We start from the raw sequence: 23741 nt of genomic DNA on the forward strand, positions 1-23741 counted from the left end.
AAAGCCGCCCATAGGGGCGGCGCTTTCGGTTCGGGCGAAGTGGTGCCGGTGAAGGGACTCGAACCCCCGACCCCATCATTACGAATGACGTGCTCTACCAGCTGAGCTACACCGGCACTTCGCGCTTGCGGGGGCTGATACCACCCCCGCGCAGGATTGTGTAGCCCTAATTTGCGCCGCGGGCAATGGCGGCGAGGTCGATCACCTCATCCTCCTTGTCCGCTGCAGGTGCGGATGCAGGGGGTGCCGGCGGGTTCACGATCAGGGGCAGCATTTCGGCCCCCGTCGGGCTGGGCGTCGCGGTTTCGGGCGGCTCGCGCCAGCTCAGTGTATCGAAGCCGCCGCAATTGTCGCAGATCGGCGTCCATTGCGCGTGGATGGCCTGACACTTGTCACAGCACCACTGCGGCCCGCGCGGTGCGGTCAGGGCGCGCGCCAGCCAGCCGCGGACCTCGGCCTCATCCCCGCCTTCGCCGCGGGCGATTGCCGCGCGCAGGGCCAGCGCCCGGCCCGTGGGCTTGGTTTCAGGCAGATCCCCCAGCACGCGACGGGCGGCGGGGAAATCTTCGGCGGCGATGTTCAGTTCGGCCAGAAGCATCCGGGTTTCCGGGTGGTCGGCGTGAAGCTCGGTCAGTTGGCGGAAGCGTTTCAGCCGGGCGACGGGGGTTTCCTCGGGTTCGATCTCCGCGAAAGCCGCGGCAAGATCAGGATGGGGCTGCGCCTCCCAGGCCTTGCGGATCACCCGCGTCGCGCCCTTGGTATCACCCGAGGTCGCAAGCCCGCGTGCCGCCATGGCCGCCGCCGGGATCAGGTCTGGCGATTGCTTGTTCGCGGCAATCGCGGCCTCACGCGCCTCGATCGAGGCACCCTCCTCCATCACCTTGCGCGCCTCTTGCAGCGCCAGAACGGCATCGCGGCGGCGGAACAGATCCTTGCCCAGCCCGCCGGTCTTGCGCTTGGCCTCAAGGGTCGCCCGCGCGCCTTTCCAATCCTGCGTTTCAGCCTGCAATTTGAGCAAGATGTCCTGCGTCTCCAGGTGCCGGGGTTTCAGGGCAAAGGCCTTTTCCGCAAGCTTCAGCGCGGTGTCATGGTCCCCCTCGGCCAGCTTTTGGCCCAAAAGCCCACGGATGCCGACAAAGCGCGTGCGGTCATGTGCCAGCAGCGCCTTGTAGGCCTGTTCGGCGCGCTTGTTATCGCCCGCGGCCTCGGCCGCCTGTGCGACCATGATGGTGGTCAGCTCTGGGTTCGACAGCAGTTTTTCGGCCTTCAGCGCCCGCGACAGCGCCACGCGGTTTTCCCCGGCGGCCAGTGCGATCATGCCATCGGCAAGCGCGGCAAAGCCCTTGCGTTCCCGATTACGGTCAAAATAACGCGAAATCGCGGTTTCATCGCCGGTGACAAAGCGCAGGATCGCCGTCAGGAACCCCACCAGCCGCGCAAGCAGCCAGAGCGCCAGCAACCCCACCGCCAGCGCCACGATGGCCTGCAGCGGGCCCAGCGTTACCTCATAGCCCGCAGCAGCGATGCGGATGCCGTCACCATTATGAAGCAGCAGCGTCGCGCCCCAGGTCAGACCGGCAATCGCGGCGATAAAGAGCAGAACCTTGATCAGGGACCAGATCATGCGACGCTCCTTACTCTGCGGGGATCAGGGCGGCCAGCGCAGCCTGCGCGGCCAGATGGGCCTCGGCCTGTGCGGCCCAGTCGGAAAGGGCATCCTGGCCCGGGGCGGGCAGCGCGGTCAGCTCGGCGCGCGCCGCGGCGACATCGCCCTTGGCCAACAGCGCCTCGGCCCGCGAAAGCACGGCGTCGGGGTCATCCCCCTCGCGCACTTCAAGCGACCGGACGCCCGTCTGCGCCTTGAGGAAGGTGGTCAGGCGGTCCGTCACCGTCCCCTCCATTTGTGCCTGACGCGCAGCCAAGAGCGCGGCGCGCGCGGCATCAGGGAAGGCTGTCTGCAGGTCTTGCAGGCTGGGCGGCACCTGAGTCAGCGCCTCAGGCAGGGCAATGCCCTGATCGGCGGCGGCAGCCAAAGCGATATCGACATCGCGGCCCAGTTCAAGCGCGCCTTTCAGCTGCAACAGGGCCGCACGCTGTTCGGCGGCCTTCCGCAGGCCTTCAGCCTCGGCCTTCAGGCCATTGGCCTCGGCCTCCGCCTCTTTCAGTTTCAACTGCACCTGCGCGTCGATCTCGGCCGCGATGGCGGCGGAATCGCCGGGGTTCATCGTGGCAAGCCGCTGCTCCAGCGCGGCAATCTGCGCCTGTAGCCCGGCCACCAGATCCGCATCCGATGGCGGCCGCGTTTCCAGCGCCGCAATGCGCTGATCAAAGGCCGCAAGATCAACCACGGGCGCAGGGCGGGATTGCTCCTGTTGCAGCGCCTCCGACAAGCGCGAGACTTCGGCCTGAAGCACGGCGAGATCGGCAGTCTGCGGCGAGAGGAAAGGCCATCCCTGCTGCATGCCATAAACGGCGAGCCCGAAACCCAGACCAGCCGCGACCACCCCGCCCGCAATCACACCAAAGGCACCGGACCGCGCCCGACCGGCCGGCGCGGCCGAGGTATCAACCGATGAGACATCGGGCTCTGGCACGGGATCGGCCGTGCGGAGTTCTGCGTCTGCCATCTGGTTCCCCCTTCTTCCGGCCCGCGACGGGTGACCCGGCTCTCATTCCTCGTCTGACCCAAGGTAATCCTTCGGTCCCTCTGGCTCAACCTCGGCCTCGGCGGCGATCAGTCGCGCCAGCGCGGCCAGCATCGCATCGGCCTGCGGCGCGGCGGCAATGTCAAGCCGTGCGCGTTCAAAACGCCGCAAGGGCGCGGCGGTTGCCTCGGAAATGGCGGCAAAGCGCAAAGGCGCGATGGCCCCGATGCGATCCAGTTCGTCCGCAAGGATTTGCGCGGTACGCGGCGAAAAAACAGGCAGGAACACCGGTTCCGCTCCCCGCAGCGCGGCGATTGCCGGATCGGCCAAAGGCTGCGGCTTCTGGCAGTAGATCACCTGCGAAAACGTCTCTAATCCTGCGGAATTGAGCCTTTGGGCAATCTCGCCCCGCGTTTCGGCCCCGTGTAGATGCAACAAGGGCGGCGGCGGCGCATCCGACAGGATCAGCCGCACCAGCGCCTCGGCATCGCCATCGGCGGACTGCGCCTCAAGCCCAAGCGCCTGCGCCTCGGCAGCGGTGCGGGCACCCACGCAATAGGCCCGCGCAGGCAAGGCCCCCCCGTTGCGCTGCAACGCCTGCACAGCAGTGACCGAGGTAAGGATAAGCGCTGAAACCGGACGATCAGGAAGATCAAAGGGCAGAAACTCCGGCGCCATCAGGGGCGACACGATCTGCCGCAGATCTGGCGCCCGGGCCGCCAAATCCCGCGCAAACCGCGCGCCCTGTTCAGCGGGGCGCGTAAGGATCACCACAAAGGGGCGGGATTGCCTGACCATGCCTGTGGTGTTACCTGCGGAGGGACCGTGTTTCAACCGGAACCACCGATGCCGGACAGCCTCACCTTCCTTGGAATCGAAAGCAGCTGCGATGATACGGCAGCCGCCGTCGTACGCCTGACCAGCGGGCGGGGCGAGATCCTGTCCTCGGTCGTCGAGGGGCAGACGGCGCTGCATGCGGCCTTTGGGGGCGTGGTGCCAGAGATTGCCGCCCGCGCCCATGCAGAGCGGGTTGATCTTTGTGTGGAGCGGGCCTTGGCCGAAGCGGGGCTGCCGCTGGCCGCGCTGGATGGTATTGCCGTGACAGCGGGGCCGGGGCTGATTGGCGGGGTTCTGTCGGGGGTTATGTGCGCCAAGGGCCTTGCCGCGGCAACGGGCCTGCCGCTGGTGGGGGTGAACCATCTTGCAGGCCACGCGCTGACCCCGCGCCTGACGGATGGCATCGATTACCCCTATCTCATGCTGCTGGTATCGGGCGGGCATTGTCAGTTCCTGCGCGTCGATGGCCCCGATGATTTCACGCGACTTGGCGGGTCGATCGACGACGCACCGGGCGAAGCCTTTGACAAGGTGGCAAAAATTCTGGCGCTGCCACAGCCCGGCGGCCCCTCGGTCCAGGCCGAGGCGGAACGCGGTGATGCCAAGCGCATTCCGCTGCCGCGCCCCCTGCTGGACCGACCCGGCTATGACCTGAGCTTTTCGGGCCTGAAGACCGCCGTCCTGCGCGCCCGCGACGGGCTGATGGCGGGGCTGGGCGGTCTGCGCCAGCAGGATCGCGCGGATCTTTGCGCCGCCTTCCAGCGCGCAGTGGCTGATGTGCTGGTGGAAAAGTCGCGCCGGGCGCTGACAGACCATCCCGTCCGTACCTTTGCCGTGGCGGGGGGCGTTGCCGCCAATAGCGAAATCCGCGCCCGGCTTCAGGCGCTTTGCGCTGGATTAGACACTGTTTTTCTGGCGCCGCCGCTGCGGCTGTGCACCGACAACGCAGCGATGATCGCCTGGGCGGGGATCGAGCAGTTCCAGCTGCGCGGTGCCGATGACATGACGCTGGTCGCCCGGCCACGCTGGCCACTGGACAAGCGCAGCCCCGCCCTGATCGGGTCGGGCAAGAAGGGAGCCAAGGCATGAAGATTGCCGTTCTCGGCGCGGGCGCATTCGGTGCGGCCCTTGCCATCTCTCTGGCCGCGAAGGGGCCGGTTACCCTTTGGGGACGCGGGCAACAGGGTCGCACCGTCCGCCGCCTGCCGGGCATCATGCTTCCGGACAACGTCTCTATCACAGCGGAAATCGCAGAGACCGACGAGGCCGATGCGCTGCTGCTGTCGCTGCCGATGCAGGCGCTCGCGGGGTTTGCCGCCGAACAGGCCAGCCGCTTGCGCGACCGCCCGCTGGTGGCCTGCTGCAAGGGGGTGGATCTGCTGTCTGGTCTCGGCCCGGTCGAGATTCTGCAAAAGCTGGGCGGGCCTGCCCCTGCGGTGCTGACCGGCCCCAGCTTTGCCGCCGATATCGCGCGCGGCCTGCCCACGGCGCTGACGCTGGCCTGCGCGGATGACACGCTGGGCGAGTCGCTTCAGGCAACGCTGTCGACGCCTGTGCTGCGGCTTTACCGGACGACCGATTACATCGGCGCTGAAATCGGCGGGGCGCTGAAAAACGTCATGGCCATTGCCGCTGGCGTGGTCATCGGCGCCGGTCTGGGTGATTCCGCTCGCGCCGCGCTGATGACGCGCGGCTATGCCGAAATGCAACGCTTTGCGCTGGCGCGCGGGGCGCGGGCCGAAACGCTGGGCGGGCTGTCGGGGTTGGGCGACCTCGTGCTGACCTGCACCTCGGATCTGTCACGCAACTTCCGCTTCGGGCATGCGCTGGGGGCCGGGCAGGCCTTTGACAGCGACACCACCGTCGAGGGCGCGGCCACCGCCAAGGCCGTGGCGCAGATCGCCCGGGCCGAGGCACTGGACATGCCGATTTCCACCATGGTGGCCGCGCTGGTTGACGGCAAAGTCACGCTGGCCGACGCTATGCAGAGCCTTTTGACCCGCCCCCTGAAACAGGAGTGATCCATGCGCGTGGCGCTTGTGTGCAAAGACAAACCCGGTGCGCTCCAGATCCGTCTGGATAACCGCCCCGCCCATCTGGACCATATCCGCGCCTCGGGCGTGGTGGAAATGGCCGGTCCGTTCCTGAGCGAGACGGGCGACATGTGCGGATCACTGGTGATCCTTGAGGTCGAAACGCTGGCGCAAGCGCAGGATTGGGCCGCGAATGACCCCTATGCCAAGGCGGGGCTCTTTGAAAGCGTGCAGATCACCGAATGGAAAAAGGTTATCGGCTGATGGCCTATTGGCTGTTCAAATCCGAACCCGATGCCTGGTCATGGGACCAGCAGGTCGCCAAGGGGGACGCGGGCGAGGAATGGGCAGGCGTCCGCAACTATCAGGCGCGCAACAACATGCGCGCCATGAAGATCGGCGATCTGGGGTTCTTTTACCATTCCAACATCGGGAAAGAGATCGTCGGCATTGTCGAGGTCTGCGCCGAGAGTGCGCCCGACAGCACGACTGACGATCCGCGCTGGGATTGCGTGCATATCCGCGCTCTGCGGCCCCTACAGCGGCCCGTGACGCTGGAGACCTGCAAGATGCAGCCGGGGCTTGAGAATATGGCGCTGGTGAAATCCATGCGGCTGTCGGTGCAGCCGGTGACGCCCGAGGAATGGCGCATCGTCTGTGCGCTTGGCGGCGTCGATCCGTAAACGAAATGGAGGGCCCCGACCCCAACGGGACCCTCCATCCACCCCACGCGCTCCCCTAGCACCACGCGTGTTCTGATAAGGTCCCGGGCGTCCTGCCCTTGTGATCTGGATACCACGTCCCGCCGTAGGGACCAAAGGCCAAGTATCCGGCATTTGATCCGAATGCCGCGGAACGGAAGCGCCCGCCAGCGCGGGCGCCCGCAGGATCAGCCGTAGACAGCCTCGCGCCCGAAGTGGCGGGTCAGCATGTAATAGACCACCGCACGGTATTTGTTGCGCTCGGACCGGCCGTAGATGTCGACCACGGCGTTGATCGCCTCCATCAACGCAGGGCCATCGGTCAACCCCAGCTTCTTGATAAGGAAGTTGCGGCGCACGGTTTCCAGTTCGGCCTCATCCGAGGCGGCAATGGTTTCGCTGTCGGCATTGTAGATCGCCGGACCGCAGCCAATGGTGACCTTGGTCAAAAGATCCATGTCCGGCTCGACCTTGCATTTATTGCGCAGATCCCCGGCGTATTTGGCAATCAGCTCGTCCCGCTTGCTCATCCGAAAACTCCCCTCGTTGTGCCCGGCGGGCTTCCGACCCGCCTTGGCGCGAAAGACTAGCCAAGGCGACATCGGCCACAAAGGGAATTATCGACGCAGGTTCCCGTTGAACGCAATCAAGGGGCTGGGCGGTTCAGCTTGACGATCCACTGATTGGCCAGAAGCGTCAGCTCGGCCTGATCGCCCAATGCGGACACCATGCTTTCCACCGCACGTTTGACCGGGGCACCCTGTGCATCCGACATCCAGTTGAAATCGTCGCCCGCAAGGATACCGTCATGTTTGACCTTTTGGAGGCAAAGCGCGATATCCCGCCCGACGAAGGGCTCATTGTGATTGCCGTCGATATAGACCCAGTCAAGCGAGGCATCTTCAAAACCGGCAAGCGCCACCTCTGACAGGGCGCGATGCACTTTCACCCGCGGATCCTGTGCGAATTTGGCGCAGACATCCTGATATTTCACGTCCATCAGGGTTTCGTTCTTCTTGCGCCCGAAGCCGGTATTGGCGAATTCCGGCTGATAGAGCCACGGGTCGATCAGATGCAGTTCGACAGGATCGCAGATCTCAAGAATACGCTCGCTGAAATGCCCTTCCCATACACCGATCTCGGCCGCGCGCGCCTTTTTGGGCATGGCTTCCAACAGACGGCGGCGCACCTTTTCACGCTTTGACTCTTCCACCTTTGCTCCCTCCGGAAATCACGCTCTTTGACGCGTTGCCAGTGAGATTAGCTCTGGAATACGCTCTCGGCAAATCAAAGGCCCCGGTTGATCCAACCGGGGCCCGGAATGATGCAGCGCTGCCGCAGCAATCAATAGCGGTAGTGATCGGCCTTGAACGGGCCATCCACCTTGACGCCGATATAATCGGCCTGTTCGGGGCGCAGTTCCGTCAGTTTCACGCCGATCTTTTTCAGGTGCAGACGGGCGACTTTTTCATCCAGCGCCTTGGGCAGGATATAAACGCCCGGCGCATAGTCGGCGCCCTTGGTCCAAAGTTCGATCTGCGCCAGAACCTGGTTGGTGAAGCTGGCCGACATCACGAAGGACGGATGCCCGGTCGCATTGCCAAGGTTCAGCAGACGCCCTTCCGACAGCAGGATGATCTTGTTGCCCGAGGGCATCTCGATCATGTCCACCTGGTCCTTGATATTGGTCCATTTGTGGTTACGCAGGGCGGCGACCTGAATTTCATTGTCGAAATGGCCGATATTGCCGACGATGGCCATGTTCTTCATCTCGCGCATATGCTCGATGCGGATCACGTCCTTGTTGCCGGTGGTGGTGATGAAGATGTCAGCGTCATGCACCACGTCTTCCAGCACCACGACCTCAAACCCGTCCATCGCGGCTTGCAGCGCGCAGATCGGATCAACCTCGGTCACTTTCACACGGGCGCCCGCGCCACGCAGCGAAGCCGCAGACCCCTTACCCACGTCGCCATAGCCGCAAACCACGGCAACCTTGCCGGCCATCATGGTATCGGTCGCGCGGCGGATGCCATCGACGAGCGACTCCTTGCAGCCGTATTTGTTGTCGAACTTCGACTTGGTGACCGAATCATTCACGTTGATCGCCGGGAAGGGCAGCAGGCCCTTCTTGTGCAGATCATACAGACGATGCACGCCGGTGGTGGTTTCTTCCGAAACGCCCTTGATCGCGTCGCGCTGCTTGGTGAACCAGCCGGGGCTGGCAGCCAGACGCTTCTTGATCTGGTTGAAGAGGCAGACTTCTTCCTCGCTGGTCGGAACGGCGATCAGGTCGGTTTCGCCCGCTTCCACCCGTGCGCCCATGAGGATGTAGAGCGTCGCATCTCCGCCATCGTCGAGGATCATGTTACAGGTGCCGCCCTCGCCGCCGAACTGGAAGATGCGGTCGGTGTATTCCCAATACTCTTCAAGGGTTTCCCCCTTGATCGCGAAGACCGGCGTGCCGCTGGCAGCGATGGCCGCGGCGGCGTGGTCCTGGGTCGAGAAGATATTGCACGATGCCCAGCGCACATCCGCGCCCAGCGCCTTGAGCGTTTCGATCAGCACAGCGGTCTGGATCGTCATATGCAGCGATCCGGCGATGCGGGCGCCCTTCAGCGGCTGGCTCGGCCCGAATTCCTCGCGGCAGGCCATCAGGCCCGGCATTTCGGTTTCGGCGATGTCGAGTTCCTTGCGGCCGAAATCAGCCAGAGCAATATCCTTGACGATGTAATCCTTCGGCATTCGCCGCACTCCTTGCCATGTCTTTGCGGGCTGAGATAGCACTCTGTCGAGGTGCGGACAACTTGCAGGGAAATCAGGTCGAATTATGGCGGGCACAGCACGAGGCAAACAGACGCGGGCCTGGCAGCGCATGCTTTCGGGCCGCAGGCTGGACCTGCTGGACCCCACGCCCATGGATATCGAGATCGAGGACATCGCCCATGGTCTGGCCTTTGTCGCACGCTGGAACGGCCAGACGCGGGGCGATTTCGCCTATTCGGTCGCGGAACATTCCTTGCTGGTGGAGCGCATCTTCGACCGGCAGAACCCCGGCATTGCACCGCGCTGGAAACTGGCTGCGCTGCTGCACGACGCCCCGGAATATGTGATCGGCGACATGATCAGCCCGGTCAAAGCCGCCGTCGGTCCGGGGTATGGGGAATTGGACGCAAGATTGACCGCCGCAATTCACCGCCGCTTTGGTCTGCCTGCGGTTTTACCGGCGCCGATCAAGAAGGCGATCAAGGCCGCCGATCTGGTTTCCGCCTGGATGGAGGCCGTGCAAATCGCAGGGTTCAGCGCCGAAGAAGCCGACGGATTTTTTGGCCATCCCGCCGCCATTTGGCGGAGTGACCTGGAAATTGTGCTGCGAGCACCGGTTCTGGTGCGCAACGATTTTACCGCGCGCTACCAGAGCCTTGTTACAGAGATCGACGGTCAGACCGCGAGATCATCCACCGAACGCCCGGACTGAAGCGCGGCCTCAAACCAGCGCGGCTTGCGCCCGCGGCCCGACCATGTTTCCGACGGATTTTCCGGATTGGCATATTTCGCCGAGGCCGGTGCCCGCTTGCGCGTAACCGGGGTACCCAGCAATTCCGCCAGGGTGAAACCCATGGCGCGCGCGCGATCTTCCAGCTCGGACAGGGCCTCTTTCTTTTTGCGATCTTCGTAAGAGGCAATGGCCTTGTTGACCTGCGTTTGCAGGTCTTTCAGCTCGCGCAGCGAAAGTGCGTTCAGATCCATACTGTCGATGTCCTTTCAGGAGTCCGCGTTTCTGTTTTTGTCAAACAGGAATTAACAGCTGATTACAGCGTATCACATAGATACGCTTTTAAAGCTGTTTTTTTTAGCGGCAACTTATTTTGGACTACGCTTGGCAAGAATGCGCTGCAACGTCCGACGGTGCATGTTCAGCCGCCGCGCCGTTTCCGAGACGTTGCGGTCGCACATCTCATAAACCCGCTGGATATGCTCCCAGCGCACGCGATCGGCCGACATCGGATTTTCCGGCGGATCGGGCAGCATTTCACCGCGTGACAAAAGGGCATTTGTCACTTCATTCGCATCGGCGGGTTTCGAAAGATAATCCGTGGCGCCAATTTTTACCGCGGCCACGGCAGTGGCAATTGCGCCATATCCGGTCAGAACCACAATGCGGCAATCGGGGCGGCGTTCGCGCAGCGCCTCGACCACATCGAGCCCGTTGCCATCTTCCAGCCGCAGGTCAACGACCGCATAGGCCGGCGGGCGGCTTTGGGCAATTGCCTTGCCCGCCGCGACGCTTTCGGCCGTTTCAGGAATGAAGCCGCGCTTTTCCATCGCCTTGGCGAGACGTTTGACGAAGGGTTCGTCGTCATCCACCAGCAAAAGTGACCGATCCGGTCCGAGATCGAGACTCAGATCTTCAACCATGGCGAATTCCTCTGTTCGGCGCGACGTTACGCAAGGCTAGGCTGCTTTGACGGGAAGGTCAATTTTTCGCAAGTCCTTTGGCGGCATCGACATAGCAGGCAACCCGATCCGCCATCTCTTCAGGTGTAGTTTCCCGCTTGAAGAAATCCACAAAGCCGATCCCCGGCAGGGTCAGATAACTGAAAGTTGAATGGTCCATCAGATAGAATTCATCCTCGGACTCCTGCTTCTTGAAATAGGTCTTGTAAGCCAGCGAGGCCGCCTTGACCTGTTCCATGCTGCCGGTCAGGCCAATCATCTTCGGATGCAGATTGGCGGCAAAATCCTTCATCACCTCGGGCGTGTCGCGTTCCGGGTCAATCGAGATAAAGACGGGCTGCACGTCATAGCCCTTGCTTTCCAGCAGATCGACGGCATCGGCGTTGCGGGCATTGTCCATCGGGCAGACATCCGGGCAGAAGGTATAGCCAAAGTATAGGATCGTGGGCTTGGTCAGCACCTCGGCATCGGTGACAGTTTTGCCGTTCCCATTGACCAGCGTGAAGGGGCCACCGATGGCGCCGCCACCGATCTGGCCGCCGCGGCAGGCCGCGAAGGGGTCATTCCCGCCTTGCAGGACGGAATAGCCGTAAAGACCGCCCACCATCCCCACGACGGCCGCAATGGCCAGACCCGCATAGAGTTTTGACATCCCCAGACCCCTTTCAAGAACCGGGCGCATTGATCCCGCAAAGCGCCGGTTTTAACAATGGCAAAACCAAGCCTGCGACAGGAAGGGCCCATGACCCCGAACCCGACCCTTACCAAAGGCGCCCCGCGCGACGATGTGCTGCGCCTGCGGACACTGATCCTTATCCGATGGGCTGCCATCACGGGGCAAATCGTAACGCTCTTTGCTGCCGACCAAATCTATCAAGTCGGTCTGCCGCTTGGTCTTTGCTTCATGGTGGTGGGCGCCTCGGTCATCGTCAACCTGTTGCTGATGTTCCTCTTCCCGGAAAACACCATGCTGACCGACCGGCAGGTGTTCTTCATGCTCGCCTTCGATCTGGCGCAGTTGGTGCTGCTTTTGTGGCTGACCGGGGGGCTGACCAACCCCTTCGTCCTGCTGATCGTGGCGCCGGTGACGATTTCGGCCACCGCGCTCAGCACAAGGGCGACGCTGGTTCTGGGCGGGGCGGCGGTGGCCTCTGTGTCTGGTCTGGCCGTTACGCATCTGCCGCTGACACTCCAGGGCGTGCCTTTCACGCTGCCCGCGCTCTTTGCCTTCGGGTTCTGGCTGGCGGTTGTGATCGGGATCGTGTTCCTCGGTATTTACGCGCGGCGGGTGGCGGGTGAAATCCACACCATGCAGGATGCGCTGCTCGCCACGCAGATGGCGCTGGCGCGGGCGCAAAAGCTCACGGATCTGGGGGGCGTGGTCGCCGCCGCCGCGCATGAGCTTGGCACCCCGCTTGCGACCATCAAGCTGGTCAGCACTGAGCTGATCGACGAGCTGGATGATGACCCCGACCTTCAGGCCGATGCGCGGCTGATCCGAGAACAGGCCGAACGCTGCCGCGAAATCCTGCGCTCGATGGGTCGGGCGGGCAAGGATGACCTGCATTTGCGGCAGGCCCCTTTGGAGGCACTGCTGCGCGAGGCCGCCGAGCCGCATATGGCGCGCGGCAAAACGGTCGACTTCCTGCTGCTGCCCCCCGAAGAGGACGACATTGCCCCAACCGTGCTGCGCCAGCCCGAGATCATCCACGGACTGCGCAACCTGATCCAGAATGCGGTGGATTTTGCAGACGGTCAGGTCTGGGTCGAAGCCGAATGGACCCCCGCCCAACTGACCCTGCGTATCATCGACGATGGCCCCGGTTATCCGCCCCAGATGATCGGCCGCATCGGTGAACCCTTCATGCGGAGCCGCCGCAGCAGTGCCGATCTGGCTGCGCGTCCCGAATATGAAGGCATGGGGCTGGGGCTTTTCATCGCCAAAACTCTGCTGGAACGCACCGGCGCGGAATTGACCTTCGACAATGCCGCCCGCACCAGCGCCGATAACCCGCGCAAGGGCGCCATCGTCGAGGTCATCTGGCCGATGGACCGCATATCGGCCGGGCGCGGCGCCTTGGGGCACAACCCCGTCAACGATTGATCCGCAATACCACAAAAATTACCTTGCAATTTTTCGTTTAACTTCACGTTAACTTTATCTCCTCAAGGTTGCTGAACCACAGCATGAGGGAGGGGACGTTGACAGGATGGGCGTTGCTGGTTCTGGTGCCAACTGCGGGCCTGCTGGCTCTCGCCGCGCTCTTTGTGCTGGCGGCCTTGCAGCGCCATGGTGATGCTCGGGCGGGCGGTATTTTTGCTGATCGCTGCGGAGGAACGGTCTTCCTGTTTGATGGTGATCGTCTGGTCGACGCGACCCCACCGGCACGCGCGCTTCTGGCGCAGGGCGCGGCGCAGGGGCCCAGTTGGGCGCGACTGCTCGCCTATCTCGGCCCGCGGTTTCCCCAGATCGAACCACGCCTCGCAGGGCTTGAGGCCGACGGGATGCTGACGCTCGCAAGCCGGGGATCTGACGGTATGCCCCTGTCGTTGCAGGCCGAACATCGTGGCGGGCTTTTGCGCATTACCCTGTCACAGGATGTCGGGCATCAGAACGGGCTTGGCCACGATCTGCTGACGCTTCGGGCGCTGCAGGATGAACTGGCGCAGTTACGCGGGACATTGGCGCAGGCACCCCTGCTCATCTGGCGGGAAACCGCCTCGGGCGAGGTGGTCTGGGCAAATGCCCGCTATCTGACCGAAGTCGGCGACCGCCTGGATCCCGGGCAGGATCTGTCCTGGCCGTTGCCACGGCTGCTTGAGGCTCCGGCCGACAACCCCGTGGCCCATGGGCAACGGCAGCGCCTGATGACGGAAGGGCGGAAAGACCGCTGGTTCGACCTGTCTGCCACAACCGACGATCAGGGCGAACGGCTGATCTTTGCCACACCCGCTGACACGACCGTGCAGGCAGAAGGCGCCCTCCGCGAATTCACCCAGACGCTGACCAAAACCTTCGCCCATCTGCCGATCGGTCTGGCGATCTTTGACCGGCAGCGTCAGTTGCAGCTCTTCAACCCCGCCTTGCTTGACCTGTGCAACCTGCCCCCGGATTTCCTGTCGGCCCGCCCCACGCTGTTTGCCTTTCTCGACATGATGCGCGACCGTAACATGTTGCCCGAACCCAAGGATTACCGCAGCTGGCGGAAGCAGATGGCCGAATTGGAGGCGGCAGCAGCCTCAGGACATTATGAAGAAACGTGGAGCCTACCCTCCGGACAGACCTATCGCCTCATTGGCCGCCCGCACCCCAATGGGGCCTTGGCGCTGATGTTTGAAGACATCTCGAACGAGATCACCCGCATCCGTCGCTATCGCGCCGATCTGGAGTTGGGCCAGGCGGTGCTGGATTCGATGGATGAGGCCTTGGCCGTGTTTTCGGCTGCGGGGGTCATGGTCATGGCGAACAGCCGATATGGCGAAATCTGGGGTCATGATCCGGCCGGAAGCATTGCCGGGGGCACGCTGGCCACCGTCTGCAGCTATTGGCGCGACCGTAGCGCCCCCAGCGCCTTCTGGACCGAGGCTGAGGCTTTCTGCCGCGACGACAGCCGCGACGACAGCCGCGAGGATGCGTTGCGGGGTGATATCCGCCTGCAAGACGGACGACTGGTGCACTGCGCCTTCAGCCGCCTGCCGGGCGGTGCGGCACTGGCCCGCTTCAGCGTGGCAGGCCCTGCACTGCCCGAACCGGTTGCTCCACCCGCCGAAGACGACCGTCGTTCTGCCTGATCCGGCTTGCGGCGGGGGTTCTTGCGGCGGTAAAACCGCTGCATGACACAAAGCCCGTTTTCGCTTTACCTGGCCGATGATGCGGCAACCTCGACCCTCGGCGCGGTCTTAGCGGATCGTGCCGGACCGGGCACGGTAATCTTGCTGTCCGGCCCGATCGGTGCAGGCAAGACGCATCTCGCGCGCGCCTTCATTCGGGCACGGATCGGGGCCGATATCGAGGTCCCCTCGCCCACCTTTACGCTGGTCCAGACCTATGAGGACGCGGCGGGCGACATCTGGCACGCCGATCTTTATCGGCTTGGCCACACAGATGAGGTGATCGAACTGGGGCTGGAGGCGGCCTTTGAGACGGCGCTCTGTCTGGTCGAATGGCCCGACCGACTGGGCCCGCTGGTCCCCGCCAACGCACTGCACCTGTCCCTTGCCCCCGAAGGCGAAGGCCGCCGCCTGAGCGCGACGCCCGCCGATCATCCGCTGCTGCGCGGTCTGGGCCAATGAAGGACCGGGACATCGCCGCGCGGGCCTTTTTGGAACACGCGGGCTGGGGCAAGGCCAAGCGGTATTTTCTGGCCGGGGATGCCTCGGACCGCAGTTATGAACGGCTGTCCAAGGGTAGCGCAACCGCCGTCCTGATGAACGCCCCCCCCGGGAAAGGCGATGACCCAGCGGATTTCATCAAGATCGCCCGGCATTTGCGGCAGATCGGCCTGTCCGCGCCCGCCATCCTTGCCGACGATCTGAAGCACGGGTTCCTGCTGCTTGAAGATCTGGGGGATGACATCTACGCCCGTGTGCTGGCAACCGACACGACGCTGGAGGTGCCGCTTTACGCCGCGGCGGCGGATGTGCTCTTGCATCTGCAGTCTGCACCCATGCCGGCGCAGCTGCCGGATCTGACCTGCACCGACTGGGCAACCGCTGCGGCATTCGCGCTTGACTGGTATCGCTTCGCGATTGTCGGCGAAAAGTGCGACACGGCGCCGTTTATTGATGCACTGGCCGCCGTGTTGGCGCGTCACGCGGATGGGCCGCGCGTGCTGATCCTGCGGGATTTCCATGCCGAGAACCTGCTGTGGCTGCCAGATCGGCAGGGGCTTGCACGGGTCGGGCTGCTCGACTTCCAGTTGGCGCAGGGGGGACAACCGGCCTACGATCTTGTGTCGCTGTTGCAGGACGCGCGGCGTGATGTTGCCCCCGAAACCGAGGCTGCGATCTGCATCCGTTTCCGCACCGCCCTTGGCCAAAGCGAGGCCGACTTTGGCGCGGCCTATGCCGCACTGGGTGCCCAGCGCGCGCTGCGTATTTTGGGGATTTTTGCCCGGCTCTGCTGCGTGGCGGGCAAACCCGGATACCTGACGCTGATCCCGCGCGTCTGGGGCCAGTTGCAACGCAATCTCGCCCATCCGGCGCTGGCAGAACTTGCCCCGATTTGCGCCGCGCTTCTGCCCGACCCCACGCCGGACCGCCTTCAACGGATCAAGGACCAATGCCCGCACCCCACGCCCTGATGCTTTTCGCCGCCGGGTTCGGCACCCGTATGGGCGCACTGACCGCGACCTGCCCGAAGCCCTTGGTCCGGGTTGCCGGGCGACCGCTGATTGATCACGCACTGGACCAGACCGCGGGCGTCAATCTGCAGCGCGTCGTCGCCAATGTGCATTACCTGCCCGATATGATGCGCGATCATCTGGCAAAACGACCGGACATCGCCATTGCGGATGAAAGCGCCGAAATCCTTGAAACCGGAGGTGGGCTGCGCGCGGCGCTGCCGCTGCTCGGCCCGGAACCGGTCTTCACGCTGAACACCGATGCGGTCTGGACCGGGGCCAACGCCTTGTCGCAGCTGGCGGCAGTCTGGCGACCCGAGGACATGGATGCTTTGCTGCTTCTGCTGCCTGCGGCGCAGGCCAGCGGCTACAGCGGCGCCGGGGATTTTCTGCTGGCGCCTGACGGGCGCATCCGGCGGGCGCAGGGGGCGGCGGGCTGGGCCTATCTGGGGGCGCAGATCGTGAAGACCGACCGTCTGGCAGAAATCCCCGAGCGGGTCTTCTCGCTCAACCGCCTGTGGGATCTGGCGATTGCCGAAGGGCGCGCATTCGGGGTGGTTCATCAGGGCGGCTGGTGCGATGTGGGCCGCCCCGAGGGGATCGCCGAAGCTGAGGCGCTGCTGGCCCATGCGTGAAACGGCTTCCCCCCTGTTCGCGCTGCCCTGCGGGGCGGATTTCCCGGCCGAACTGGTGCGCGGGCTGCGCGCGCGCCTTGCCGGATCGCCGCCCGAGGCGATGGCGCGGGTCCAGCTGTTCCTGAACACCGAACGCATGCGCCGCCGGGTGCAAGAGATCTTTGTCGCCGAGGGGGCAAGCTTTCTGCCCAAGCTGCGGGTGCTGACCGACCTTTCGCCCGAGGCTGCACGGCTGGGCATCCCCCAGCCTGTCCGGCCCCTGCGGCGGCGGTTGGAGCTGACGCAGCTGATCACCCGGCTGCTGGATGCACAGCCCGATCTGGCGCCACGCGCGGCCCTGTTCGATCTGGCCGACAGTCTTGCGAACCTTGTGGATGAGATGCAGGGCGAAGACGTGCCGCCCGAACGCATCGCCGCGCTGGATGTGTCCAATCATTCGGCGCATTGGACGCGGACCCAGTCTTTCCTGAACATCGTAACCCAGTTCTTTGATGCCGAGGCCGCACCGGACCCGCAGGCACGGCTGCGCCGCACGGTCGAGGCGCTGGCCCTGCACTGGGACCAGAGCCTGCCGCAAGATCCGGTGATCATCGCAGGATCGACGGGGTCACGCGGCACGACGCTGCGCTTCATGCAGCTGGTGGCGGCGCTGCCGCAGGGGGCGCTGGTGCTGCCCGGCTTTGATTTCGACATGCCGGATCATGTCTGGTCGGGCATGGGCGATGCGCTGACGGCCGAGGATCACCCCCAGTTCCGCTATCGCCGCCTGATGGACCTACTAGGCAAAACACCGGCCGACGTGCAGCGCTGGACCGATGCGACCGGCCCCGCCCCCGACCGCAACCGCCTGATTTCCCTTGCGCTTCGCCCTGCCCCTGTCACCGATCAGTGGATCACCGAAGGCCCGCTGCTGCCCCATCTCGGCCCCGCGACCGAGGGGCTGACACTGATCGAGGCCGACAGCCCGCGGGATGAGGCGCTGGCCGTGGCGCTGGTGCTGCGCGAGGCGGCAGAGGCTGGCACGCGCTGCGCGCTGATCACCCCCGACCGCGGTCTGACACGCCAGGTTGAGGCCGCGTTGGACCGCTGGGGCATCCGCCCGGACGATTCCGCAGGCAAACCGCTTGCCCTTTCGGCGCCGGGGCGGTTGCTGCGCCATGTTGGCGCGCTGATGGGGCGCAAGCTGACTTCGGAGGCGCTGCTGACGCTGTTGAAACATCCGCTTGTCGCCTCGGGCGGGGAACGGGGGCCGCATCTGCTCCTGACGCGGGAGCTGGAGCTGAAACTGCGCCGCAATGGCCCACCCTTCCCCGATGCGCTCTGGCTGCGGGAATGGGCCGGGGCGCGCAAAGAGGAAGCGGCGCTGCCTTGGGCCGAATGGATGATTGCCGCGCTGGCGGGGTTGGAGCAGGCGGTGATCCTGCCGCTGGCCGACCATCTGGCCCGCCACCTGCGCGTGACGGAAGAGCTGGCCCGCGGCCCCTGGGGAAGCGACACCGGCGAGCTGTGGCTTGAGGCCGCGGGCATAGAGGCGCAGCGCGTGGTGTGCGAGCTTGCCACCGATGCCGAAGCCGCCGGGCGGCTGGCGCTGCACGATTACCGCAACCTCTTTGACGCGGTGCTGAACCGGGGCGAGGTGCGGCAGGATGTGCAGACCCACCCGCTGATCATGGTCTGGGGCACGCTTGAGGCGCGGGTGCAGGGCGCGGATCTGGTCATTCTTGGCGGGCTGAACGACGGGATCTGGCCGAAACTGCCCGCGCCTGACCCCTGGCTGAACCGCCGGATGCGGAAGGACGCGGGCCTGAGCCTGCCGGAACGCCAGATCGGCCTTTCGGCGCATGACTTCCAGCAGGCGATTGGGGCTGCGCGCGTGGTGCTGAGCCGCGCCCGCCGCGATGCCGAAGCAGAAACCGTGCCGTCGCGCTGGCTGAACCGGCTGACGAACCTGCTGGGCGGCCTGCCCGATCAGGGCGGCGATCAGGCGCTGACGCAGATGCGCGGGCGCGGGCAGGTCTGGCTGGATCTGGCACATCGGCTTGAAACGCCCGAGGTGGAACTGCCGCTGTCGCCCCGCCCTGCCCCGCGCCCCCCCGTGGCGCATCGCCCGCGCGAACTGGCGCTGACGCGGATTTCGACGCTGATCCGCGATCCCTATGCCATCTATGCCCGCTATATCCTGCGGCTGTTCCGGCTGGAGCCGCTGCATCGCAGCCCGGACGCGCGGCTGCGCGGGTCGGTCCTGCACAAGATTCTGGAAACATTTGTCGGGCAGCGCCGCCCCGAAGATCGGCCTTCCGCGCGGCGATTGCTGATGTCCACCGCCGAGGCCGTTCTGGCGCAGGAAGTTCCCTGGCCCGCGGCCCGCGCGCTCTGGCTTGCGCGGCTGGAGCGAGCGGCGGATTTCTTCCTCGACCATGACGGGATGGAAGGGGGCATCCCCGTCAGCCTTGAGGAGAAGGGCCGTATCCGACTGGAAACGCTTGATTTTTCGTTGTTCGGTACGCCAGATCGAATTGACGCGCTGCCCGATGGGCGGCTGCACATCCTTGATTACAAGACTGGGACGCCGCCTTCGGAAAAGCAGCAGGAACTGTTCGACAAGCAGCTTCTGCTGGCGGCCTGCATGGCGGAACGCGGCGGCTTCCGGCAGCTTGGACCGGCCGAGGTGGCGAAGATCACTTATATCGGCCTCGGCTCCTCGCCCAAGATCGTCTCGACCCCGATGACTGCCGAGGCGACCGGCAAGGCGTGGGAGGATCTGCACAAGCTGATTTCGCGCTATATGGTGGCCGAAACCGGCTATACCGCCCGCCGCGCCATGTTTGAAACCCAGTTTCCGGGCGATTACGACCACCTTTCGCGCTTTGGCGAATGGGAGATGACGGATCGCGCCCAACCCCAGGATGTCGGTCATGATGCGTAACGCCGCCAGCGAACGGCAGGTCACTGCGGCCCATCCGGCCATGTCCACCTGGCTTTCCGCCAATGCCGGATCGGGCAAGACGCGGGTGCTGACCGACCGCGTGGCGCGGCTCTTGCTGTCCGGGGTCGAGCCCTCGCGCATCCTGTGCCTGACCTATACCAAGGCGGCGGCGTCCGAGATGCAGAACCGGCTTTTTGCGCGGCTCGGGTCCTGGGCGATGAAACCCGAGGCGGATCTGCGTGCCGCTCTGGAGGAGCTGGGCGTCGAGGGCGGTGTTTCACGTGAAACATTGGCCGAGGCCCGGCGCCTGTTTGCCCGCGCGATTGAAACGCCGGGGGGGTTGCGGATTCAGACGATCCACAGCTTCTGCGCCACGCTGCTGCGCCGTTTTCCGCTGGAGGCCGGGGTTTCCCCGCAATTCACCGAACTTGACGACCGCGCGGCAAAGCTGCTGCGCGAGGATATTGTTGAGGAGATGGCCGAATCCCTCGCCCCTGAAGCGATTTCCACCATGGCGGCCCTGTATTCCGGCGAAGATTTCGGACAACTGGCGGGCGAAATCGCGCGCAAGGCCGAGGGGTTTCAACCGCCGCTGCGGGAAGATCAGATCGGCGCCTTGTTCGGCCTGCGCCCCGGCGAGGATGAGGACGCCATTCTGGCGGATGTCTTTCTGGGCGACGAAACCGTCTGGATGCCCGACGCGATTGCGATCATCGCCAAGGGCAAGGCCACTGATGTGAAGACGGCCGGGCGGCTGGCCGCGCTGGATTTTACCATCCCGAACATAGGGCTTTTGGCCGCGCTGGAGGATCTGTTCCTGACCGGGGAAACCGCAAAGGAACCCTTCACCGCCAAGGTGGACAGCCTGCCCACCAAAGATATTCGCACCGCCCTGGGCGATCTGGGTGACAAGCTGGCCCAGCTGATGCGCCGCGTGGAATCCGCCCGCGGGCGGCGCGTGGCGTTGATCAGCGCACGGCGTAGCGCCGCTCTGCATCGCTTCGCTGCGGCCTTCTTGCCGCTCTATCAACAGCGCAAACAACTGCGCGGCGCGCTGGATTTCGACGATCTGATTGCCCGCGCCAAGGCCCTGCTGACCGATCCGGCCGTGGCGCAATGGGTGCTGTTCCGGCTGGATGGCGGGATTGACCATATTCTGGTGGATGAAGCGCAAGATACCTCGCCCGATCAGTGGAAGGTGATCGAGCTGCTGGCCCAGGAATTCACCTCGGGCCAGGGCGCACGAGAGGTGGAGCGGACGATCTTTGTCGTCGGCGATCAGAAGCAATCGATCTATTCCTTTCAGGGGGCGGATGTATCGGCCTTCGCGCGGATGCGCGATACGTTCCGCGACCGGCTGACCACCATCGGCGCGCCCTTCCAGTCGTTGGAGCTGGAACATTCCTTCCGATCGTCGCCCGCCGTGCTGCAGCTGGTCGATGAAACCTTCCCGCAGGATCTGCATGGGGCGCTTGGCGGGGCATCCCGACATATCGCCTTTCGGGACGCCCTGCCCGGCCGCGTGGAGATCTGGCCCCCCATCGCCCCCTCGACCAACCCCGAGGATGAAGACTGGACCAACCCTGTCGATCTGGTTTCCGGCGAACATCACGCGGCCGAGCTGGGCCGCCGGGTTGCAGCGCGGATTCAGGACATCCTCGACGCCGGAACACAGATCCCTGAAGGCAGCGGCAGCCGCCCCGTCCATGCCGGCGATTTTCTTATTCTGGTGCGCCGCCGATCACCGCTGTTTTCCGAAATCATCCGCGCCTGCAAAGAGGCGCAGCTTCCCATCGCCGGGGCGGACCGTCTGCATCTGGGCGGGGAAATGGCGGTCAAGGATATCACCTCGCTTCTGGCCTTCCTTGCCACATCCGAAGATGATCTGGCCCTGGCCGAGACGCTGCGTTCCCCCCTGTTTGGCCTGACCGAGGATGATCTCTACCGCCTCGCCCAGCCCCGCAAGGGCTATCTCTGGGCAGCCCTGCGGGCCGCTGAAGACCGCCACCCCACCGCTGTGGCCATTTTGCGCGATCTGCGGAACCAGTCTGATTTCCTCCGCCCCTTCGATCTGATCGAACGCGCGCTGACGCGGCATGACGGGCGGCGCAAGTTGCTGGCCCGCCTGGGGGCCGAGGCCGAGGATGGCATTGATGAGCTGTTGTCACAGGCGCTGGCCTATGAACGCAATGACGTGCCCAGTCTGACGGGTTTTCTGACCTGGCTGCAAACCGATGACGTGCAGGTGAAGCGCCAGATGGAAAGCGGCGGGCGCAAGATCCGCGTGATGACAGTACATGGCTCCAAAGGGCTGGAGGCGCCGATCGTCATCCTGCCCGATACCGCCGATGCGCGGCCGAATGACCGGGATGAGCTGTATATGCTCGACGATACCGCCCTGTGGCGAATGCCCCGCGACACCAGCCCCCCGGCGCTCGAGGCGATCCGCCGCGACCGGGCCGAGCGCAACAAGGCGGAATCGATGCGCCTTCTGTATGTTGCGCTGACGCGGGCGCAAAGCTGGCTGATCGTGGCCGCGGCCGGGCCGCTGGCTTCGCAAAAAGACGGCAAGAAAGAGGGTGAGCCCGCCTGGTATGATCTGATCCGCGCCGGGGCGGAACGTCTGGGTGCGAAACCGGACGCCGAGGGGCGGCTACACATCAGCCACGGTGACTGGCCCGCCGACAAAACCGTTTCTGTCCAGGCAGACATGGCAGAGGAAACGCCGCTTCCCGCTTGGCTGCGTCAGGCCGCGCCCGATATGCCCCGGCCGCCGAAACCGATCACCCCTTCGGGCCTTGGTGGGGCCAAGGCGCTGTTTGGGGATGCCGAGGGCGACACCCAGGCCGCGATGGACCGCGGCACCGCGCTTCACAGCCTGCTGGAACATCTGCCCGGCACCCCGCCCGACAGCTGGCCCGATCTGGCCGCCGCGCTGATTTCGGATGATGCCCTGCGCGCCGAGCTGCTGGCTGAGGCAACGCGAGTGCTGACCACCCCCGACCTCGCGCCGATCTTCGGGCCGGATGCCCTGACCGAAGTCTCTATAACAGCGGAATTTGAGGGTCAGCGGCTTTATGGGACCATCGACCGGCTGCTGATCTGGCCGGATCGGGTGCTGATCGTCGATTACAAATCCAACCAGATCGTGCCCGAAACGGCCGATCAGGTGCCGGAGGGCCTGCGCCGTCAGATGCAGGCCTATGCCGAGGCGATGCGGCAGATCTATCCGGAACGGAAGATCGAAACGGCGATCCTCTGGACGAAGACCGCCACGCTGATGCCTGTTTCAGTGGGTTGAGAGGAAGGCCTCAACCTCAGCCGCAGTGGGGATGGCCTGCGCCGCCCCCAGCCGCGTGACCTGCAAGGCCGAGGTGGCACTGGCGCGGCGCATTGCAGCCTCGCGCGGCAGGCCAAGGTCCAGCGCCGCGGCCAGCGTGCCGATGAACGTATCCCCGGCGCCCGTGGTATCGACGGGCATCACCTTGAAGGCGGGCATGAAAAGCGGCTCTGACACGGCAGAAATCCATTCTGCGCCCTGCGCGCCTTTGGTGATGATGCAGTCGATCTGCGGCAGCGCCCCCTGCGCCGCGCGCAGTTGTTCGGCCTCAACCTCGTTCATCACCAGCAGGCTGACATGGGGCAGAACGGCGCGCACGGCGCCGATGTCAAAGGGCGCGGCGGAATAGACTACGCGCATCCCGCGCGCAGCGGCAATCGCGGCGGCCTCGGCTTGCGCCGAGGTTTCGTTCTGCAGCAGGAGACTATCCGCCGGACCCGCCCCCGCCAGCGCAGCGGTGGCCATATCAGCGGTCAGGGCGCGGTTGGCGCCCGGAAAGATGACGATATTGTTTTCGGCCTGCGGATCGACATTGATGATGGCATGGCCCGTGGCGACGGGAAGCACGCTCACATACCGCAGATCGATGCCATAGGCCTGCATTTCGGCCAGAACCCAGTCACTGTTCGGCCCGATCGCGCCGATATGGTGGCACATCGCCCCAGCGCGCGCGGCGGCGACCGACTGGTTTGCCCCCTTGCCGCCCAGCCCCTGCGCGTAATCCAGCGCCGAAAGGGTTTCCCCCGGCGCCGGAAGGTGAGGCACGCGATAGACATGGTCGATGTTGATCGAACCCAGATTGTAAACCGCCATCGCGTGCCCTT

22 protein-coding genes and 1 tRNA gene are annotated in these 23741 nt (G+C 64.7%); 12 read left to right on the forward strand and 11 right to left on the reverse strand.

Annotated features, from left to right (window positions below; all coding sequences use genetic code 11):
* Positions 1–40 precede the first annotated feature (40 nt).
* The 4 genes from IE101_RS05610 to IE101_RS05625 all read right to left on the reverse strand — a co-directional run bounded on the left by IE101_RS05610 (position 41) and on the right by IE101_RS05625 (position 3443).
* Positions 41–116 (reverse strand) — tRNA-Thr (locus IE101_RS05610).
* A 50-nt stretch (positions 117–166) separates the two neighbouring features.
* Positions 167–1624: a heme biosynthesis protein HemY gene (locus tag IE101_RS05615; protein WP_189632838.1), complete on the reverse strand. Its 1458-nt coding sequence runs from the start codon at positions 1622–1624 to the stop codon at positions 167–169.
* A gap of 10 nt (positions 1625–1634) precedes the next feature.
* Positions 1635–2627 carry a COG4223 family protein gene (locus tag IE101_RS05620; RefSeq protein ID WP_189632839.1) on the reverse strand — a complete coding sequence of 331 codons (993 nt, stop codon included), beginning with the start codon at positions 2625–2627 and terminating at the stop codon, positions 1635–1637.
* A gap of 42 nt (positions 2628–2669) precedes the next feature.
* Positions 2670–3443: a uroporphyrinogen-III synthase gene (locus IE101_RS05625; RefSeq protein WP_189632840.1), complete on the reverse strand. Its 774-nt coding sequence runs from the start codon at positions 3441–3443 to the stop codon at positions 2670–2672.
* A gap of 48 nt (positions 3444–3491) precedes the next feature.
* On the opposite strand from IE101_RS05625, the gene tsaD reads away from it, so the two are divergent.
* The 4 genes from tsaD to IE101_RS05645 are packed head-to-tail and all read left to right on the forward strand — an operon-like array spanning position 3492 to position 6198.
* Positions 3492–4571, forward strand: a complete 1080-nt coding sequence (gene tsaD, locus IE101_RS05630) for a tRNA (adenosine(37)-N6)-threonylcarbamoyltransferase complex transferase subunit TsaD (RefSeq protein WP_189632841.1) — start codon at positions 3492–3494, stop codon at positions 4569–4571.
* Positions 4568–5503 carry an NAD(P)H-dependent glycerol-3-phosphate dehydrogenase gene (locus IE101_RS05635; RefSeq protein ID WP_189632842.1) on the forward strand — a complete coding sequence of 312 codons (936 nt, stop codon included), beginning with the start codon at positions 4568–4570 and terminating at the stop codon, positions 5501–5503. Before tsaD ends, IE101_RS05635 begins: the two co-directional genes overlap by 4 nt.
* 3 nt (positions 5504–5506) lie before the next feature.
* Positions 5507–5779 carry a YciI family protein gene (locus IE101_RS05640; RefSeq protein ID WP_189632843.1) on the forward strand — a complete coding sequence of 91 codons (273 nt, stop codon included), beginning with the start codon at positions 5507–5509 and terminating at the stop codon, positions 5777–5779.
* A complete protein-coding gene (locus IE101_RS05645; RefSeq protein ID WP_189633106.1) occupies positions 5779–6198 on the forward strand; it encodes an EVE domain-containing protein in 420 nt (139 codons plus the stop codon). Before IE101_RS05640 ends, IE101_RS05645 begins: the two co-directional genes overlap by 1 nt.
* A gap of 206 nt (positions 6199–6404) precedes the next feature.
* On the opposite strand, the gene IE101_RS05650 is transcribed toward IE101_RS05645, so the two are convergent.
* From IE101_RS05650 to ahcY, 3 genes are all read right to left on the reverse strand, one after another.
* Positions 6405–6746 carry a DUF2853 family protein gene (locus IE101_RS05650; RefSeq protein ID WP_189632844.1) on the reverse strand — a complete coding sequence of 114 codons (342 nt, stop codon included), beginning with the start codon at positions 6744–6746 and terminating at the stop codon, positions 6405–6407.
* Between the two features lie 116 nt (positions 6747–6862).
* On the reverse strand, positions 6863–7429 hold the full coding sequence (locus IE101_RS05655) for a class I SAM-dependent methyltransferase (RefSeq protein WP_189632845.1): 567 nt from the start codon (positions 7427–7429) through the stop codon (positions 6863–6865).
* 131 nt (positions 7430–7560) lie between these two features.
* Positions 7561–8961: an adenosylhomocysteinase gene (gene ahcY / locus IE101_RS05660; RefSeq protein ID WP_189632846.1), complete on the reverse strand. Its 1401-nt coding sequence runs from the start codon at positions 8959–8961 to the stop codon at positions 7561–7563.
* An 85-nt stretch (positions 8962–9046) separates the two neighbouring features.
* Between ahcY and IE101_RS05665 the strand changes: the two genes are divergently transcribed.
* Positions 9047–9694: an HD domain-containing protein gene (locus IE101_RS05665; protein ID WP_189632847.1), complete on the forward strand. Its 648-nt coding sequence runs from the start codon at positions 9047–9049 to the stop codon at positions 9692–9694.
* Here the strand turns inward: IE101_RS05665 and IE101_RS05670 are convergent.
* The 3 genes from IE101_RS05670 to IE101_RS05680 form a co-directional block, all read right to left on the reverse strand.
* Positions 9658–9966 carry an H-NS histone family protein gene (locus tag IE101_RS05670; RefSeq protein WP_189632848.1) on the reverse strand — a complete coding sequence of 103 codons (309 nt, stop codon included), beginning with the start codon at positions 9964–9966 and terminating at the stop codon, positions 9658–9660. The two genes, IE101_RS05665 and IE101_RS05670, sit on opposite strands and share 37 nt — an antisense overlap.
* 114 nt (positions 9967–10080) lie before the next feature.
* The gene (locus tag IE101_RS05675; protein WP_189632849.1) at positions 10081–10635 is read right to left on the reverse strand and encodes an ActR/PrrA/RegA family redox response regulator transcription factor; all 555 of its coding nucleotides are present in this window, start codon (positions 10633–10635) and stop codon (positions 10081–10083) included.
* A gap of 58 nt (positions 10636–10693) precedes the next feature.
* Positions 10694–11326 (reverse strand): SCO family protein, encoded by a 633-nt coding sequence (locus IE101_RS05680; protein ID WP_189632850.1) that lies wholly within the window; start codon positions 11324–11326, stop codon positions 10694–10696.
* Positions 11327–11416: 90 nt separating this feature from the next.
* Between IE101_RS05680 and regB the strand changes: the two genes are divergently transcribed.
* From regB to addA, 7 genes are all read left to right on the forward strand, one after another.
* Complete coding sequence (gene regB / locus IE101_RS05685; protein ID WP_189632851.1) at positions 11417–12778, forward strand: sensor histidine kinase RegB; 1362 nt, start codon at positions 11417–11419, stop codon at positions 12776–12778.
* Between the two features lie 98 nt (positions 12779–12876).
* Complete coding sequence (locus IE101_RS05690) at positions 12877–14466, forward strand: PAS-domain containing protein (protein ID WP_229804032.1); 1590 nt, start codon at positions 12877–12879, stop codon at positions 14464–14466.
* 42 nt (positions 14467–14508) lie between these two features.
* Positions 14509–14967 carry a tRNA (adenosine(37)-N6)-threonylcarbamoyltransferase complex ATPase subunit type 1 TsaE gene (gene tsaE, locus IE101_RS05695; protein WP_189632853.1) on the forward strand — a complete coding sequence of 153 codons (459 nt, stop codon included), beginning with the start codon at positions 14509–14511 and terminating at the stop codon, positions 14965–14967.
* On the forward strand, positions 14964–15977 hold the full coding sequence (locus tag IE101_RS05700) for an aminoglycoside phosphotransferase family protein (RefSeq protein WP_189632854.1): 1014 nt from the start codon (positions 14964–14966) through the stop codon (positions 15975–15977). The genes tsaE and IE101_RS05700 overlap by 4 nt, the downstream gene beginning before the upstream one ends.
* Complete coding sequence (locus IE101_RS05705) at positions 15956–16651, forward strand: nucleotidyltransferase family protein (RefSeq protein ID WP_189632855.1); 696 nt, start codon at positions 15956–15958, stop codon at positions 16649–16651. Before IE101_RS05700 ends, IE101_RS05705 begins: the two co-directional genes overlap by 22 nt.
* Complete coding sequence (gene addB / locus IE101_RS05710) at positions 16644–19577, forward strand: double-strand break repair protein AddB (RefSeq protein ID WP_189632856.1); 2934 nt, start codon at positions 16644–16646, stop codon at positions 19575–19577. Before IE101_RS05705 ends, addB begins: the two co-directional genes overlap by 8 nt.
* Positions 19567–22878: a double-strand break repair helicase AddA gene (addA, locus tag IE101_RS05715; RefSeq protein WP_373296065.1), complete on the forward strand. Its 3312-nt coding sequence runs from the start codon at positions 19567–19569 to the stop codon at positions 22876–22878. The genes addB and addA overlap by 11 nt, the downstream gene beginning before the upstream one ends.
* Here addA and IE101_RS05720 read toward each other — a convergent pair.
* Entirely contained in the window at positions 22867–23730 is an 864-nt protein-coding gene (locus tag IE101_RS05720) for a ribokinase (protein ID WP_189632858.1), read from the reverse strand. The two genes, addA and IE101_RS05720, sit on opposite strands and share 12 nt — an antisense overlap.
* Between the last annotated feature and the right edge of the window lie 11 nt (positions 23731–23741).

Origin of the sequence: Gemmobacter lanyuensis, from assembly GCF_014652355.1 — a bacterium.
In the GTDB taxonomy this organism is placed as follows: Bacteria; Pseudomonadota; Alphaproteobacteria; order Rhodobacterales; family Rhodobacteraceae; genus Gemmobacter; species Gemmobacter lanyuensis.